Below are 14,791 nucleotides of genomic sequence, written 5' to 3' on the forward strand. Positions count from 1 at the left end.
AGAAGAGCCTATCACAACGGCAGCACTGAGGCATCCGTTCCTGTACGGGAGCGCCTCCTTTTCCCGCATAACACGAGGACGTGACTGGCCGGGTGCAACCCCGTAATTTCCGCGCGCCAATCTCGAGGGAAATAAGGGAAACGCCATGGACAAGAAGATGCACGACAAGGGCCTGGAAGTCCGCAAAGCGGTGCTGGGCGAGGCCTATGTCAACAATGCCCTGAAGAACGTCGACGATTTCAACCGCCCGTTCCAGGAGATGCTCAACGAATATTGCTGGGGCACGGTGTGGGGCCGCGAGGAGCTGCCGCGCAAGACCCGCAGCATGCTCAACATCGCCATGATCGCCATCCTCAACCGCCAGCACGAGTTTCGCGCACATCTCAAGGGCGCGCTGACCAACGGCGTCACCCGCGAGGAGATCCGCGAGATCCTGATGCAGGTCGCGATCTATGGCGGCATGCCCGCCGCGGTCGACAGCTTCCGCATTGCGCGCGAGGTGTTCGCGGAGATCGACGCCAAGGCGTGAGACAGGCTGACCGCTCTGAATCGTATTGCTCCGTCATTGCGAGCGAAGCGAAGCAATCCAGACATCCTCCGCGGAAACATTCCTGGATTGCTTCGTCGCTTCGCTCCTCGCAATGACGACGGGAGGAAAGAACACCATGGACATCGGATTCATCGGGCTCGGAAACATGGGTTTCCCGATGGCGCGGCGGTTGATCGAGGCGGGACACAGGCTCGTCGTGTTCGACACGCGCAAGGAGGTCATGGACAGGCTGGTCGCGCGAGGTGCCAGTGCCGCGTCGTCGCCGAAGGACGTCGCCAACCGGGTCGAGACCGTGATGGCGAGCCTGCCCTCGCTGCAGGCTTCCCTGGACGTTGCCACCGGCGCTGGCGGCGTGATCGAGGGCAAGCGCGCCAAACGCTTCGTCGATCTCTCAACCGTCGGCTCGGCGATGGCCGCGAAGATTCACGGCCTGCTCGCCAAGCGCGGCATCGTGCAGATCGACTGTCCCGTCTCCGGGGGCGTCGGCGGCGCCGAGAAGGGCACGCTTGCTGTGATGGTGTCGGGCCCGAAAGCCGAGTTCGAGCTGCTCAAGCCCGCGCTCGAGGTGATCGGAAAAGTGTTCTTCATCGGCGAGAAGCCGGGCGCGGCGCAAACCATGAAGCTCGCCAACAATTTCCTGTCGGCCACCGCGATCGTGGCGACGTCGGAAGCCGTGGTGATGGGCGTGAAAGCCGGGCTCGATCCCGCCGTGATGATCGACGTCATCAATGCCGGCTCGGGCATGAACACGGCGAGCCGCGACAAGTTTCCGCGCGCGGTGCTGCCGCGCACGTTCGACTTCGGCTTCGCCACGGGACTGATGGTGAAGGACGTGCGGCTGGCGCTGGAGGAGATGAAGCAGCTCGGCCTGTCGATGGAAGTTGCCGACGCGGTCGGGCGGTTGTGGGAGACCGTGATCAGCGCGGAAGGCGCCGAGTCCGATTTCACCGCGGCGATCAAGCCGATCGAGAAGAAAGCGGGCGTCGTGGTGGGCGGAGCGAAGGGCGGATTGGCGGGAAAGTAGCCATCCCACACTCTCTCCGTCGTCCGGGGCGCGCGAAGCGCGAGCCCGGGACCCATAACCACAGGCGGATGTGATTACGAGGACTCGGAGTTACAGCTTCGCCAAGCAACCACTCCCTGTGGTTATGGGTCCCCGCCTTCGCGGGGACGACACCGAGCTTGTTGAGTGGACGTCGTCACCTCACAGCCACGGCGCCGGCGTATCCATCGCGATCAGCTGCTCGACCTCGATGCGCGGGCGCACCACGGCGTATTGGTCGCCCTTCACCAGCACCTCGGGCACCAAGGGCCGGGTGTTGTAGGTGCCGGCCTGCACCGCGCCATAGGCGCCCGCGGTCATGATGGCGAGGAGATCGCCGGGCGCGGGCGTCGGCAGCGTGCGGTCGAGCGCGAGATAGTCGCCGGTCTCGCAGACCGGGCCGACGACATCGGCCTTGATGGTGGCGGCGCCCTTGGCGGGCTGCTTCACCGGCAGGATGTCGTGATGCGCCTCGTACAGCGTCGGGCGAATGAGGTCGTTCATCGCCGCATCGATGATGACGAAGTTCTTGCCGTCGCCGTGCTTCACATAGATCACCTTCGTCACCAGGATGCCGGCATTGCCGACGATCATGCGGCCCGGCTCGAACATCAGCGTGCAGCCGAGATTGTGGCTGACGCGCTTGACCATGGCGGCATAGGCGGCCGGCGCCGGGGGCGCCTCGCGGTCCATGTAATAGGGAATGCCGAGACCACCGCCGAAATCGACGTGGCTGATGTCGTGGCCGTCCGTCCGCAGCGTCTGCACGAATTCGGAGAGGATGCGGAACGCAGTCTCCATGCCGGAGAGATCGGTGATCTGGCTGCCGATATGCACGTCGGTGCCGGTCACCTTGATTCCGGGCAGCTTCGCCGCGCGCGCGTAGACCTCGCGGGCATGGACGATCGGAATGCCGAACTTGTTCTCGGACTTGCCGGTGGAAATTTTTGCGTGCGTGCCGGCATCGACGTCGGGATTGACGCGGAGCGAGATCCGCGCGGTCTTGCCCATCTCGACCGCGAGGCGCGACAGCAGCTCGAGCTCCGGCTCGGATTCGACGTTGAGGCAGAGGATGTCGGCGGCGAGCGCCGCGCGCAGCTCCGCTTCCGTCTTGCCGACGCCGGAGAAGACGATCTTGCTGGCGGGAATGCCTGCGGCCAAAGCGCGCTTGAGCTCGCCGCCCGAGACCACGTCGGCGCCGGCGCCGAGCTTGGCCAGCGTCCGCAGCACCGACTGGTTGGAGTTCGCCTTCATGGCGTAGCAGACCAGCACCTTCTCGCCGGCAAAGGCCTCGGTGAAGACGCGGTAGTGCCGCTCCAGCGTTGCGGTCGAATAGCAATAGAACGGCGTGCCGACGGTGGCTGCCAGCTCGGACAGGTTCACCGCCTCGGCGTACAGCACGCCGTTGCGATAGTCGAAATGGTTCATGGCGCAGGCTCGGTTGTCCCGGCTTATTTCTTGCCGGGAGGTTCGTCCAGGAGCGGGTCGAGAATAAACGGTTTCTTCCGGCCCTTGGGCGCTGCGGGCGCAGCATCCGCGCCGGCAGTGGGGTCGAACAGGCTCGGCGTCTTCTGGGCTGCGGTCTCGGTATCGACGGGCGCGGCGCCGGCGGCCACAGGCGCGTTGGAGGCAGTCGGCGGCAGATCCAGTGGGCCCTTGCGGCCACAGCCGGCAAGCGCGAGCGCCGTCAGGCTCAAGACAATGATGGCCCACCCCGAGCCGGCCGGGCGAAACTTTGACGTCACGACGAAATCCCCACTACGCGCGGCGCACCATACAGAGATTGGCGCGTTCTGGCGAGAGCCGGATGACCATGAAACATAAGCGAAATTTTGCCCTCAGCCCAATTTTCGCTCTTTTTCCAGCCGCTTCGCCCAGGCCTTGGCCTGGGACGTCACGTTCTTCGGCGCGGTGCCGCCGAAGCTGGTCCGGCTCTTCACCGACGATTCGACCGAGAGCACGCCGAGCACGTCCTTCGTGATCTTGGGCGCGATCGCCTGCATCTCCTCGAGCGGCAGCTCGTGCAGCGCGACGCCCCCCTCGGCGGCCTTGGCGACGATGCGGCCGGTGACGTGGTGGGCCTCGCGGAACGGCATCTTCAGCGTCCGCACCAGCCAGTCGGCGAGGTCGGTCGCCGTGGCGTAACCCTCGCCCGCGGCCGCCTTCATCTTGGCTTCGTCGGGAACGAGATCGCGGACCATGCCGGTCATGGCGCGGATTGCCAGCGACAGCGCGGCAAACCCTTCCATGGCGCCCTGCTTGTCCTCCTGCATGTCCTTTTGATAGGCCAGCGGCAGGCCCTTCATGACGATCAGGAGGCCGTTGAGCGCGCCGATGACGCGGCCGGTCTTGGCGCGCACCAGCTCGGCGGCGTCCGGATTGCGCTTCTGCGGCATGATCGAGGAGCCGGTGGTGAACTTGTCGCTGAGCCGGATCATGCCGACCAGCGGCGAGGTCCAGATCACGATCTCCTCGGCAAAGCGCGACATGTGCACGGCGCAGATCGAGGCGGCCGACAGCGTCTCCAGCACGAAGTCGCGGTCGGAGACGGCGTCGAGCGAGTTCGCCATCGGCCGGTCGAACAGGAGCGCCTTCGCGGTGGCGTGGCGGTCGATCGGGAACGAGGTGCCGGCGAGTGCGGCAGCGCCGAGCGGCGATTCGTTCAGCCGCTTGCGGGCGTCCTGGAAGCGGCCGCGGTCGCGCGCGGCCATCTCGACATAGGCGAGCAGGTGATGGCCGAAGGTCACGGGCTGCGCCGTCTGCAGATGCGTGAAGCCGGGCATCACGGTTGCGGCGTGCTCCAGCGCGCGCTCCACCAGCGCCTGCTGGAACGCGGCGAGCGCGGCATCGGTCTCGTCGATGACGTCGCGGACGTACAGACGGAAATCAGTCGCGACCTGGTCGTTGCGCGAGCGCGCGGTGTGCAGCCGTCCGGCGGCGGGGCCGATCAGCTCCGACAGGCGGCTCTCGACATTCATATGGATGTCCTCGAGCGCACGCTTGAACTTAAAGCCGCCGTTGCCGATCTCTGACAGAATTGTGTCTAGACCCTTGCCGATATTTTTCGCATCAGAAGCCGTGATGATGCCTTGATTGGCCAGCATCGCGGCGTGGGCCTTGGACGCGGCAATGTCCTGGGCGAAGAGGTGACGATCGACGTCGATGGAGACGTTGATCTCTTCCATGATCTCGTCGGGACGTTCCGAGAACCGGCCGCCCCACATCTTGTTGCTCATGATCCCCTGCTCACGCCTGATTTGCCGCACGTTTGCTGGCCGCAGCCAGCCGTATTAAGAGGCCCCTGATAGCCATATCTGCGACCGGATGACAAACGATATGCTCGACCAGAAGCCCTCCGCTACGCGCCGCATCCCCCTCGTCATCGCCACCGTGGCGATCGGCGGGCTGGCCTGCTTCGCCGCGCTGTACGGGTTCGGCCTGAGCCGGGCGCCTTCAGGCGATCCGACCTGCAAGTCGGCGGTGGCGACGGCGCAGAAAATCGCCCCGCTCGCCCATGGCGAGGTGGCGGCGCTGACCATGGCAAGCGCCCCGCTGAAACTGCCCGACCTCGCCTTCGAAGATTCCGACGGCAAGCCGAAAAAACTGTCCGATTTCCGCGGCAAGACGCTGCTGGTGAACCTCTGGGCGACCTGGTGCGTGCCTTGTCGAAAGGAGATGCCGGCGCTGGACGAGCTCCAGGGCAAGCTGTCGGGCCCGAATTTCGAGGTGGTGGCGATCAACATCGACACCCGCGACCCGGAGAAGCCGAAATCCTTCCTGAAAGAGGCCAATCTGACCCGGCTCGGCTATTTCAGTGACCAGAAAGCTAAGGTTTTTCAGGATCTTAAAGCCGTTGGACGGGCGCTGGGCATGCCCACCTCGGTGCTGGTCGACCCGCAGGGCTGCGAGATCGCGACGATCGCGGGGCCGGCGGAATGGGCGAGCGAGGATGCGCTCAAGCTGATCCGGGCGGCGACCGGCAAGGCCGCCGCGTCGCTTTGAAGCTCAGGCGGTGACGTTGAGATTGCCCCCGACGCCAGCGCCGACATTGGCGAGCGAGGGCTGGCCGGCGCCGAGCAGGGTCAGGACGGTGGATTTCTCCATATCCGCGTTCTGCTTGGTCAGCGTCGCCGCAATATTCGACTGCAGCGCGCCTTGCTGTGCGGCCAGCATGGTGCTGACCATTGCCATCATGTCCATTACGCGAACCCTCGTACCGGTCGTAACCTAGGCGCGAGGGGTTAACGGGAGATGAAATGTCTCACGATCGACCTACGGCGGAGGTACCGTAAGGGTGGGCAAAGGCGCACTTGCGCCGTGCCCACCATCTGTCCGCAATTGGATTTGAAGCCGTGGGCACGCTTCGCTTTGCCCACCCTACGGCGCCGGAAATGGGTCAGCGCGTCGGCACCGGCTTGGCGCCGCGGTAGTCGTAGAAGCCGCGCTGGGTCTTGCGGCCGAGCCAGCCGGCCTCGACGTATTTCACCAGCAGCGGGCACGGGCGGTACTTGGAATCGGCCAACCCCTCATGCAGCACCTGCATGATGGAGAGACAGGTGTCGAGGCCGATGAAATCGGCGAGTTCGAGCGGACCCATGGGATGGTGGGCGCCGAGCTTCATCGCCGCGTCGATCGCCTCGACGTTGCCGACGCCTTCATACAGCGTGTAGATCGCCTCGTTGATCATCGGCAGCAGGATGCGGTTGACGATGAAGGCCGGGAAATCCTCGGAGACCGCGACCTGCTTGCCGAGCTTGCCGACGAATTCCTTGGCCGCCTCGAAGGTGGAATCGTCGGTGGCGATACCGCGGATGAGTTCGACCAGTTCCATCAACGGCACCGGATTCATGAAGTGAATGCCGATGAAGCGTTCCGGGCGGTCGGTGGCGGCGGCGAGGCGCGTGATCGAGATCGAGGACGTATCGGAAGCGACGATGGCCTCCGGCTTCAACACGGCGCAGAGTTCGTGGAAGATCTTGCGCTTGACCTCTTCCTTCTCGACCGCGGTCTCGATGACGAGATCGCAATCGGCGAGGTCGTCCAGCTTCTCGGCCAGCTTGATACGTGCGACCGCCTTGGCCTTGTCGTCCTCGGTGACGGCCTTCTTGGAGACCTGTCGCGCCAGATTGCCGTTGATGGTGGCCATGCCCGACTTGAGGCGGTCGGCCGAAACGTCGTTGAGCACCACGTCGAAGCCGGCGAGCGCCGCGACGTGCGCGATGCCATTGCCCATCTGACCCGCGCCGATCACGCCGACCTTCTTGATCACTGCCGCCATAATGTCATCCACCGGAACGGCGCGCTTATCGCGCCCTGCCTATCCCCTGAGCCGGGAGGTCTGATTGACCAGAAGCCTGATTTAATCAGAACCTTGGCTCGAAACCTAGATTGGATCGCTTGAAGGCGTGCCCCACGCGAAAGAAAACGCCTCAAAAATGAAACACCGGCCGGAGTTTATACCTCCGGCCGGTGTTTTGTACGGCTTTTACTTGCCGAGCTTGGCGAGTTCGTCCGTCAGCTCCGGAACCGCCTGGTAGAGATCGGCGACCAGGCCGTAATCGGCGACCTGGAAGATCGGCGCGTCCTCGTCCTTGTTGATCGCGACGATCACCTTGGAGTCCTTCATGCCGGCCAGATGCTGGATCGCGCCGGAAATGCCGACCGCGACATAGAGCTCGGGGGCCACGACCTTGCCGGTCTGGCCGACCTGCCAGTCGTTCGGCGCATAGCCGGCGTCGACCGCGGCGCGCGAGGCACCGACACCGGCGCCCAGCTTGTCCGCGAGCGGCTCGATGTACTTGGCAAAATTCTCGCGGCTCTGCATGGCGCGGCCGCCGGAGACGATGATCTTGGCCGAGGTCAGCTCGGGACGATCGCTCTTGGCGACTTCCTCACCGACGAAAGTCGACAGGCCCGGATCGGCCGCCGCCGCCACGGTCTCGACCGGGGCGCTGCCGCCCTCGCCCGCTGCGGCGAAGGTGGAGGTGCGGACCGTGATGACCTTCTTGGCGTCCTTCGACTTCACCGTCTGGATGGCGTTGCCGGCATAGATCGGACGCTCATAGGTATCGGGCGCGACCACCTTGATGATCTCCGAGACCTGCATGACGTCGAGCAGGGCGGCGATGCGCGGCATCACGTTCTTGAAGCGCGAGGTCGCCGGCGCGACGATCGCGTCATAGCCGGACGCCAGCGACACGACCAGCGCAGCCAGCGGCTCGGCGAGATCGTGCGCGTAGAGGTCGCCATCGGCGAGCAGCACCTTCTTCACGCCGGCGAGCTTGGCGGCGGCATCCGCCGCGGCCTTGGCGTTCTGGCCGGCGACCAGCACCTCGACATCCGCGCCGAGCGCGGCTGCTGCGGTCAGGGCCTTGTTGGTGGCGTCCTTGAGCGACGCATCGTCGTGTTCGGCAATCAGAAGCGTCGTCATCAGAGCACCCCGGCTTCGTTCTTGAGTTTCGACACCAGCTCGGCGACGTCCTTGACCTTGACGCCGGCCTTGCGGCCCGCGGGCTCAGCCGTCTTCAGAACCTCGAGGCGCGCGGCGATGTCGACGCCGTAATCGGCGACCGTCTTCTCCGCGATCGGCTTCTTCTTCGCCTTCATGATGTTGGGCAGCGAGGCGTAGCGCGGCTCGTTGAGGCGGAGGTCGGTGGTGACGATCGCCGGTCCCTTCAGCTTCACGGTCTGGAGGCCGCCATCGACTTCGCGCGTCACCGTGAAGTCGGAGCCTTCGACCTCGAGCTTGGAGGCGAAGGTCGCCTGCGACCAGCCGAGCAGCGCGGCCAGCATCTGGCCGGTCTGGTTCGAGTCGTCGTCGATCGCCTGCTTGCCGAGAATGATCAGGCCCGGCTGCTCTTCTTCCGCAACCTTCTTCAGGATCTTGGCGACGGCGAGCGGCTCGACGGTGCCTTCCGCCTTCACCAGGATGCCGCGATCGGCGCCCATGGCCAGACCGGTGCGGATCGTCTCGGACGCCTGCGCCGGTCCGATCGAGACCACCACGACCTCGGTGGCCTTGCCGGCTTCCTTCAGGCGCAGCGCTTCCTCGACCGCGATTTCGTCGAAGGGGTTCATGGACATCTTGACGTTGGCGAGTTCAACGCCCGATCCATCGCCCTTGACGCGGACCTTGACGTTGTAATCGACCACCCGCTTTACCGGCACTAAGACCTTCATCGATCCTCTTTCACTCAATTTGGGAGGGGGGTTATCAACTGGCGCGGAACCTAAAGGCCTGATCTGCCCCGGTCAACGCGCGAACGGGTCTAATTTTAGCCTTCTGAAATGCGGGAGCGCGATGGGTCAGCGGTTCTGGCCGGGAACCCAGAGCACGTCGCCGGCACCATTGCCGTTCACGGCTCGGCTGGCCACGAACAGAAAGTCCGACAGACGGTTCATATATTGGATGCCAGCCGCGCTGACCGGCTCGCCGGGCTGGGCCGCCAGTTCCACGATCAGGCGTTCCGCCCTGCGGCATATCGTGCGCGCCACATGCAGATGGGCCGCAGCCGGCGTGCCGCCGGGAAGCACGAAGGAGGTCAGCGGGGCAAGCTTGTCGTTGAGCGTATCGATGTCGCGCTCGAGCCGCTCCACCTGGCTCGCCACCACCCGCAGCCGCTCCGCCTTGCCTTCCCGCTCCGGCACCGCGAGATCGGCACCAAGATCGAACAGATCGTTCTGGATGCGACCGAGCATCGCGTCGAGCTCGGGCATCTCCCCGGTGTGGAGCCTGACCACGCCGATCGCGGCATTGGTCTCGTCGACGGTGCCATAGGCCTCGATGCGCAGATCGTATTTCGGACGCCGCTCGCCGGTTCCGAGCGCCGTCGTGCCGTCGTCACCCGTCTTCGTGTAGATGCGATTGAGTACGACCATGATCAACGCCCCATAGCCCAGACCGCGAGCATCGCGATGACGATCGCCACGAACTGAAGCAGCACGCGCCAGCGCATCAGCTTCTGCGAGGTGTTGGGCGAGCCGCCGCGCATCATGTTGATGAGCCCGAGCAGCAGCACCAGCGCCACGGCGCCGGCTGCCGCCGGCAGGATGAAAGTGCTCAGGAGAGATGCCATTTGAGGGTAGATAACACCGTGCGCGCCGGTCCGCCATGGTGCCGCGACAGCCTCCGGCGTCAGTCCGGGGCGATGCGAAGCATCGAGCCCGGAATGACAAGCGCGGCGCTTCGCGAACTGGCTTTTGGGCCAATAATATCAGATGGTAGCGCGATGATTTCCGATTTGCGCCCATTGCCTGTTCTCCCGATCTCTCCCTGCGCGCAGGGGGAGAGAGCAGCGCTGTAGGTGCCACGTGAAAGCGGTCCGCTACATCTACTGCGTGCTGGAGGACGCGTTCTATACGTTCCTGGCCGACGACGGCTGGGCGATCGCAAGCCACATCGCGCTGTCGACGCTGATGGCGCTGTTCCCGTTCCTGATCGTGCTGACCTCGCTCGCCGGCTTCTTCGGCTCCAAGGAACTCGCCGACCAGGCCGCCAGCCTGATGCTCCAGATCTGGCCCAAGCAGGTCGCCGATTCGATCTCGGGCGAGGTTCATGACGTGCTGACCACCACCCGCACCGGCATTCTGACCATCGGCGCGGCGCTGTCGGTCTATTTCGCCTCCAACGGCGTCGAGGCGCTCCGGGTGGCGCTCAACCGTGCCTATGCCGTGGTGGAGATGCGGAGCTGGTACTGGCTGCGGCTCGAATCCATCGTCTATACGCTGATCGCAGCTTTCACCGCGCTCGCGATGGCGTTCCTGATCGTGCTCGGTCCGCTGATCATCGAGGCCGCGCGGCGCCACATTCCATTGTTCGTGGAATCCAACGAAAGCATTCTCACCTGGCTGCGCTACGGCATCACCATCAGTGCGCTGGTGGTGGCGCTCATCATCCTGCATGTCTGGCTGCCGGCGGGGCGGCGCAGGTTCTTCCAAATTCTGCCCGGCATCGTCTTTACTATCGTGGCGTCGCTGATCTCCGGCATCGTATTCGGACAATATCTGGCGCGCTTCGCCAACAACTACGTGACGATGTATGCGGGGCTCGCCTCGGTGATCATCGCGCTGGTGTTTCTGTACTTCATCGCCGCGATCTTCGTTTACGGCGGCGAGCTGAACGCCGCGATCATCAAGTCGCGGCTTCCTCACGGCGTGTCGCTTCAAGCAGCGCAGTCGCTAGCGCCCGCGGAGACACAGGCTTGACCAGGAAGGCGTCGGCCCCGGCTTCGCGCGAGGCTACCTCGTCCTCGCCGCGGCCGGACACGCCGATGATCGGGATCTGAGCCAGCGGCGTCGGCAGCTTGCGGATCCGCTTGATCGCCTCAATGCCGTCGATGCCCGGCAGCACCATGTCCATCAGCACCGCGTCGAACGCGCCCTGCTCCAGCCGGTTCACGGCGTCCTCGCCGCGACCGATGAACTCGGCATGATGGCCGAGCTCGGTCAGGATGGTGTTGAGCACGACGCGGCCGAACGGGTTGTCCTCGACGCTGAGCACGCGAAGCGCGGCGACCGCCTCGGGCTCGCTGCCGTCCCTCGCCTTGCGGGTCTTGCCCGGTCCCGCCGCGTCCAGCGACACCGTCAATGTGAAGGTGGCACCACCACCGCGGCGCGGCGCGACGGTGATGTCGCCGCCCATCGCCCGCGCCAATTGCTTGACCGAGGAGAGCCCCAAGCCGGCGCCGCCGAAGCGTGAGGCGATGGTGACATTGGCCTGGGTGAACGGGCGGAACAGCCGCTTGATCTCGGCCATGGTCAGGCCGATGCCGCTGTCGGACACCGCAAAGGCGACGCCGACCCTGCCCTTTGCTTTGCCCATTGTTTTACCCTTGGCCGGACGCCACGGGTCGACCGCGAGGGCCACACCGCCCTGGTCGGTGAATTTCACGGCGTTGTCGATCAAGTTCTCGAGCGCAGCGCGCAGGCGGACGGAATCACCGACCACGAGCCCGGGGATGTTCTCGGCGATCGCGACCTTGGCCTGGAGACCTTTGGCCGCGGCGCGGCCGGCCAGCGAATCGCCGGCGGTGCGGGCGAGCGCCTTGAGATCGAACAGGTCCTGCCGCGGCGTGCTGCCGCCTTTCCCCGTTTTGGCCGCATCCACGAACAGCGTGGCGAGGCTCGCCAGATGCTCGGCGCCGGCCTTGATGGTGTCGGCCCAGCGCCGCTCCCGCTCGCCGAGATCGGAGGTCGCGAGCAGGTCGCTGATCGCGAGAATGCCGGTCAGGGGGGTGCGGACCTCATGGGCAAAAGCGGCCAGCGCCGCCTGGACGACATCCGGCGCAACCGCCTTGGTGCTGCGCTTGCGCACCCGGCCGGCCGGCCCGGCCCGCTTCCGAAGCGGCCGCCGCCTGGATGTCCGGGTGGTGCGCACTGGACGCGTCTTCGCCGCCATGAATCCCCTTCGAAGTACCCTCTTCGAACCCCGCGCGGCCAAGCATGGCACGGAGGAACACCCGGAGTCACGGCGACGTTGAGCTAACCCCCAGAGAAACTTAACCTAATCCCACCAGCTGGCGGATCGCGGCAGGCGTGAGGCCGGCCGCGCGCAAGTCGCGCAGCCCGGTCGAGCGACCCGATTTCGACAGCTTCCGACCCGCCTCATCGCGAATCAGCCGGTGATGGCGATAGGCCGGCTCGGGCAGTCCGAGCAGGACCTGGAGCAGGCGGTGCACCGCGGTGGCGTGAAACAGGTCCTGCCCCCGCACGATCTCGCTGACGCCCTGGAGCGCGTCGTCGACGACAACCGAGAGATGGTAGCTGGTCGGCGTCTCCTTGCGGGCCAGGATGACGTCGCCCCAGGCCTCCGGCCGCGCCGGGACGATGCCGTGCTCGCCATCCGGCCCCTCGCCGAGCTCGTTCCAGCTCAGACCGGCGACGCGGCGGCAGGCGGCCGCCATGTCGAGCCGCAGCGCATAGGGCGCGCCCGAGGCGATCAGCTGCGAGCGCTCGTCAGCCGAGAGCGATTTGGCGGCGCCCGGATAAAGCGGCGCGCCGTCGGGATCGCGCGGCCACGGCCCGTCGACCTCGCGCGCCGCCACCAGCGTTGCGATCTCGGCCCGGCTTTCGAAGGCGGGATAGACGAGACCGAGCGCCGAGAGCTGTTCCAGCGCGGCGCGATAATCGGCGAGATGTTCGGACTGCCGCCGCACCGGTGTCTCCCAGGCAATTCCGAGCCAGGCGAGATCCTCGTAGATCGCCGTCTCATAGTCCGGCCGGCAGCGCGTCGCGTCGATGTCCTCGATCCGCAGCAACAACCGACCGCCCGTCTGTCGCGCGCGATCGAAGTTGAGCAGCGCGGAATAGGCGTGGCCGAGATGCAGGAAGCCGTTCGGGCTCGGGGCGAATCGGTAAATGGGTGGCATTGTGCGATAGATCTCGTCATGGCCGGGCTTGTCCCCGGCCATTCCCGTTCTTCGGTACCACAGACCGATCGTGTCAACCTCACGAACAAGCGCCACGACCACCGCTCATGCTACACAGTGCCTCGCGGTGAGAAAGACGTGGATGGCCGGGACAAGCCCGGCCATGACGCCGGAGAGAGCCCGCCAAACACCATGACCATCCACCTCGAAACCCAGTCCGATCTCGAAGAGGCCGTTCACGCGCTGATCAAGCGCGATCCGCGTCTCAAATCCGTGCTCGAGATCGCGGGCATGCCGGCATTGCGGCGGCGCGAGCCGGGTTTTACGGGGCTCGCCCACATCGTCTGCGGGCAACAGCTCTCCACCGCGAGTGCCGCGGCGATCTGGGGACGGCTGTCGGCGGCGTTCGATCCGTTCGATCATGAGGCAGTGCGCCGCGCCCGCACCGACCGGCTGGGACGGCTCGGCCTCTCTGCCGCCAAGATCAAGACGCTCAAGCATCTCGCCCGCGAGATCGCCGCGCAACGGCTGAACCTCGACGTGCTCGCGGAGGAGGATGCCGACGCGGCGCACCACACCCTGATCGCGCTGCCCGGCATCGGCCCCTGGACGGCCGACGTCTACCTCTTGTTCTGCCTCGGCCACGGCGATGCCTGGCCGGCCGGCGACCTCGCCGTGCAGGAAGGCATCCGCATCGGGCTCGGCCTCAAGGCGCGGCCGACGGAGAAGCAGATGGCGCCGATCGCCGAGCCCTGGCGTCCGCTGCGCGGTGCTGCGGCGCATCTGTGGTGGAGCTATTACCGCGCGGTGAAGAAGCGCGAGGGCGTGCTCGCGGGATCGGGCTAACCGCGCAGCCGCGCGCGGTCGGTCCGGGCGCATTCGGCGACGAAGTCTATCACGGCGCGCACCGCCGGCAGCTCGACGAGGTCGGGATGGGCCAGCAGCCAGAGATCCGCGACGCTGGCGAGCTTCTGCGGGGCGACGCGCACGAGATCGGAATAGGCTTCGGCGACGAAGCACGACAGCGCGGAGATTCCGATGCCGGCGCGGACCGCCGCCAGCATGTCCCCCTGGGACGAGCAGCGCATCGCCACCCTCGCCTGCCGCGTGACGACGTCGCTCCAGCGCGCAAGCTGCGCATTGGACGTCTGGTCGGCGAAGCCGATGACGCTGTGCTCCTTCCAATCGCCGCGCCGTTCAGGCAGGGGCCGCCCGGCGGCATAATCGCGCGAGGCATAGAAGCCCGTGCCGAGACGGCCGATCTTGCGGCCGACCAGGTTCTCCTCGCCGCTGTCGAAGGGCCGCAGCACCACGTCCGCCTCACGCCGGCGCACGCTCGCCGGAAACGGATGGGTGATGATCTCGAGCTGGATATGATCGTGCGCACGCAGGAAGGCAGGCAGACGCGGCATCAGCCAGTGCGAGGCGAGCGTCGCGCCGATCGACAGCTTGACGATGCCGCGTGCCTTGTGTCCACCCGCGGCGACCGCGGTCTCGGCCCGCAGCGCTGCGGCCGCCATGGCCTCGGCGTGCTCGCGCAAGGTCCTCCCATCCGCGGTCAGCGCCAGGCCGTCGGCGGCGCGCGCCACCAATCGGGTGCCGAGCTGGGCTTCAAGCGCCGCGATCTTGCGGCTGACGGTGGGATGGCTGGTGTGCAGCCGGCGGGCCGCGGCGGTGAAGCTGCCGGTATCGGCGACCGCGACGAAGGTCTTGCAAAGGTCCCAATCCATCGGCCGCCCTGTTCATACCTGAATGATGATCCGTTCATTATTGAACGGCCCGGCCGCGCCGTCCAACCTTATAATGGGATCAAATCCGCGGCCCCGGGCGGCC

17 protein-coding genes are annotated in these 14,791 nt (G+C 65.9%); 5 read left to right on the forward strand and 12 right to left on the reverse strand.

Features of this window, described 5'->3' with window-relative positions; genetic code table 11:
• Positions 1-145: 145 nt before the first annotated feature.
• On the forward strand, positions 146-529 hold the full coding sequence (locus tag ACNJYA_RS35935) for a carboxymuconolactone decarboxylase family protein (RefSeq protein ID WP_172789435.1): 384 nt from the start codon (positions 146-148) through the stop codon (positions 527-529).
• A gap of 136 nt (positions 530-665) precedes the next feature.
• Positions 666-1,574: an NAD(P)-dependent oxidoreductase gene (locus tag ACNJYA_RS35940; protein ID WP_439364775.1), complete on the forward strand. Its 909-nt coding sequence runs from the start codon at positions 666-668 to the stop codon at positions 1,572-1,574.
• Between the two features lie 180 nt (positions 1,575-1,754).
• Here the strand turns inward: ACNJYA_RS35940 and lysA are convergent, their stop codons facing one another.
• From lysA to argH, 3 genes are all read right to left on the reverse strand, one after another.
• The gene (gene lysA, locus ACNJYA_RS35945; protein WP_439401655.1) at positions 1,755-3,020 is read right to left on the reverse strand and encodes a diaminopimelate decarboxylase; all 1,266 of its coding nucleotides are present in this window, start codon (positions 3,018-3,020) and stop codon (positions 1,755-1,757) included.
• A gap of 23 nt (positions 3,021-3,043) precedes the next feature.
• The gene (gene lptM / locus ACNJYA_RS35950; protein ID WP_172789438.1) at positions 3,044-3,337 is read right to left on the reverse strand and encodes an LPS translocon maturation chaperone LptM; all 294 of its coding nucleotides are present in this window, start codon (positions 3,335-3,337) and stop codon (positions 3,044-3,046) included.
• Between the two features lie 93 nt (positions 3,338-3,430).
• Positions 3,431-4,828 carry an argininosuccinate lyase gene (argH, locus tag ACNJYA_RS35955; RefSeq protein WP_439401656.1) on the reverse strand — a complete coding sequence of 466 codons (1,398 nt, stop codon included), beginning with the start codon at positions 4,826-4,828 and terminating at the stop codon, positions 3,431-3,433.
• Positions 4,829-4,928: 100 nt separating this feature from the next.
• Here argH and tlpA point away from each other — a divergent pair, with 100 nt between their 5' ends.
• Complete coding sequence (gene tlpA, locus ACNJYA_RS35960) at positions 4,929-5,594, forward strand: thiol:disulfide interchange protein TlpA (RefSeq protein ID WP_439403512.1); 666 nt, start codon at positions 4,929-4,931, stop codon at positions 5,592-5,594.
• 3 nt (positions 5,595-5,597) lie between these two features.
• Here the strand turns inward: tlpA and ACNJYA_RS35965 are convergent, their stop codons facing one another.
• From ACNJYA_RS35965 to ACNJYA_RS35990, 6 genes are all read right to left on the reverse strand, one after another.
• Positions 5,598-5,792 carry a hypothetical protein gene (locus tag ACNJYA_RS35965; protein WP_172789441.1) on the reverse strand — a complete coding sequence of 65 codons (195 nt, stop codon included), beginning with the start codon at positions 5,790-5,792 and terminating at the stop codon, positions 5,598-5,600.
• 196 nt (positions 5,793-5,988) lie between these two features.
• Positions 5,989-6,870 (reverse strand): 3-hydroxybutyryl-CoA dehydrogenase, encoded by an 882-nt coding sequence (locus ACNJYA_RS35970; RefSeq protein ID WP_172785967.1) that lies wholly within the window; start codon positions 6,868-6,870, stop codon positions 5,989-5,991.
• Between the two features lie 207 nt (positions 6,871-7,077).
• A complete protein-coding gene (locus ACNJYA_RS35975) occupies positions 7,078-8,022 on the reverse strand; it encodes an electron transfer flavoprotein subunit alpha/FixB family protein (protein WP_439401657.1) in 945 nt (314 codons plus the stop codon).
• Complete coding sequence (locus ACNJYA_RS35980) at positions 8,022-8,771, reverse strand: electron transfer flavoprotein subunit beta/FixA family protein (RefSeq protein WP_172785969.1); 750 nt, start codon at positions 8,769-8,771, stop codon at positions 8,022-8,024. The genes ACNJYA_RS35975 and ACNJYA_RS35980 overlap by 1 nt, the downstream gene beginning before the upstream one ends.
• Positions 8,772-8,897: 126 nt before the next feature.
• Positions 8,898-9,470: a cob(I)yrinic acid a,c-diamide adenosyltransferase gene (locus ACNJYA_RS35985; protein ID WP_212256294.1), complete on the reverse strand. Its 573-nt coding sequence runs from the start codon at positions 9,468-9,470 to the stop codon at positions 8,898-8,900.
• Positions 9,471-9,472: 2 nt separating this feature from the next.
• A complete protein-coding gene (locus tag ACNJYA_RS35990) occupies positions 9,473-9,667 on the reverse strand; it encodes a twin transmembrane helix small protein (RefSeq protein WP_194391311.1) in 195 nt (64 codons plus the stop codon).
• A gap of 235 nt (positions 9,668-9,902) precedes the next feature.
• Here ACNJYA_RS35990 and ACNJYA_RS35995 point away from each other — a divergent pair, with 235 nt between their 5' ends.
• Positions 9,903-10,796 (forward strand): YihY/virulence factor BrkB family protein, encoded by an 894-nt coding sequence (locus tag ACNJYA_RS35995; protein WP_439401658.1) that lies wholly within the window; start codon positions 9,903-9,905, stop codon positions 10,794-10,796.
• Here ACNJYA_RS35995 and ACNJYA_RS36000 read toward each other — a convergent pair.
• Entirely contained in the window at positions 10,723-11,988 is a 1,266-nt protein-coding gene (locus ACNJYA_RS36000; RefSeq protein WP_439401659.1) for an ATP-binding protein, read from the reverse strand. The genes ACNJYA_RS35995 and ACNJYA_RS36000 overlap by 74 nt on opposite strands.
• 100 nt (positions 11,989-12,088) lie before the next feature.
• Positions 12,089-12,958 (reverse strand): tRNA glutamyl-Q(34) synthetase GluQRS, encoded by an 870-nt coding sequence (gene gluQRS / locus ACNJYA_RS36005; protein WP_439403513.1) that lies wholly within the window; start codon positions 12,956-12,958, stop codon positions 12,089-12,091.
• Between the two features lie 192 nt (positions 12,959-13,150).
• Here gluQRS and ACNJYA_RS36010 point away from each other — a divergent pair, with 192 nt between their 5' ends.
• On the forward strand, positions 13,151-13,804 hold the full coding sequence (locus ACNJYA_RS36010) for a DNA-3-methyladenine glycosylase family protein (RefSeq protein WP_212256380.1): 654 nt from the start codon (positions 13,151-13,153) through the stop codon (positions 13,802-13,804).
• Here ACNJYA_RS36010 and ACNJYA_RS36015 read toward each other — a convergent pair.
• The gene (locus ACNJYA_RS36015) at positions 13,801-14,688 is read right to left on the reverse strand and encodes a LysR family transcriptional regulator (RefSeq protein ID WP_172785973.1); all 888 of its coding nucleotides are present in this window, start codon (positions 14,686-14,688) and stop codon (positions 13,801-13,803) included. The genes ACNJYA_RS36010 and ACNJYA_RS36015 overlap by 4 nt on opposite strands.
• Positions 14,689-14,791: the final 103 nt, after the last annotated feature.

The sequence above is a fragment of the Bradyrhizobium sp. BLXBL-01 genome, assembly GCF_051853025.1.
GTDB lineage: Bacteria > Pseudomonadota > Alphaproteobacteria > Rhizobiales > Xanthobacteraceae > Bradyrhizobium.

Bases quoted from the DNA above. Each gene is read 5' to 3' on its own strand.
- ACNJYA_RS35935 (WP_172789435.1), top strand. From the start codon at position 146: ATGGACAAGAAGATGCACGACAAGGGCCTGGAAGTCCGCAAAGCGGTG.
- ACNJYA_RS35940 (WP_439364775.1), top strand. From the start codon at position 666: ATGGACATCGGATTCATCGGGCTCGGAAACATGGGTTTCCCGATGGCG.
- lysA (WP_439401655.1), bottom strand. From the start codon at position 3,020: ATGAACCATTTCGACTATCGCAACGGCGTGCTGTACGCCGAGGCGGTG.
- argH (WP_439401656.1), bottom strand. From the start codon at position 4,828: ATGAGCAACAAGATGTGGGGCGGCCGGTTCTCGGAACGTCCCGACGAG.
- tlpA (WP_439403512.1), top strand. From the start codon at position 4,929: ATGCTCGACCAGAAGCCCTCCGCTACGCGCCGCATCCCCCTCGTCATC.
- ACNJYA_RS35965 (WP_172789441.1), bottom strand. From the start codon at position 5,792: ATGGACATGATGGCAATGGTCAGCACCATGCTGGCCGCACAGCAAGGC.
- ACNJYA_RS35970 (WP_172785967.1), bottom strand. From the start codon at position 6,870: ATGGCGGCAGTGATCAAGAAGGTCGGCGTGATCGGCGCGGGTCAGATG.
- ACNJYA_RS35975 (WP_439401657.1), bottom strand. From the start codon at position 8,022: ATGACGACGCTTCTGATTGCCGAACACGACGATGCGTCGCTCAAGGAC.
- ACNJYA_RS35980 (WP_172785969.1), bottom strand. From the start codon at position 8,771: ATGAAGGTCTTAGTGCCGGTAAAGCGGGTGGTCGATTACAACGTCAAG.
- ACNJYA_RS35985 (WP_212256294.1), bottom strand. From the start codon at position 9,470: ATGGTCGTACTCAATCGCATCTACACGAAGACGGGTGACGACGGCACG.
- ACNJYA_RS35990 (WP_194391311.1), bottom strand. From the start codon at position 9,667: ATGGCATCTCTCCTGAGCACTTTCATCCTGCCGGCGGCAGCCGGCGCC.
- ACNJYA_RS36000 (WP_439401659.1), bottom strand. From the start codon at position 11,988: ATGGCGGCGAAGACGCGTCCAGTGCGCACCACCCGGACATCCAGGCGG.
- gluQRS (WP_439403513.1), bottom strand. From the start codon at position 12,958: ATGCCACCCATTTACCGATTCGCCCCGAGCCCGAACGGCTTCCTGCAT.
- ACNJYA_RS36010 (WP_212256380.1), top strand. From the start codon at position 13,151: ATGACCATCCACCTCGAAACCCAGTCCGATCTCGAAGAGGCCGTTCAC.
- ACNJYA_RS36015 (WP_172785973.1), bottom strand. From the start codon at position 14,688: ATGGATTGGGACCTTTGCAAGACCTTCGTCGCGGTCGCCGATACCGGC.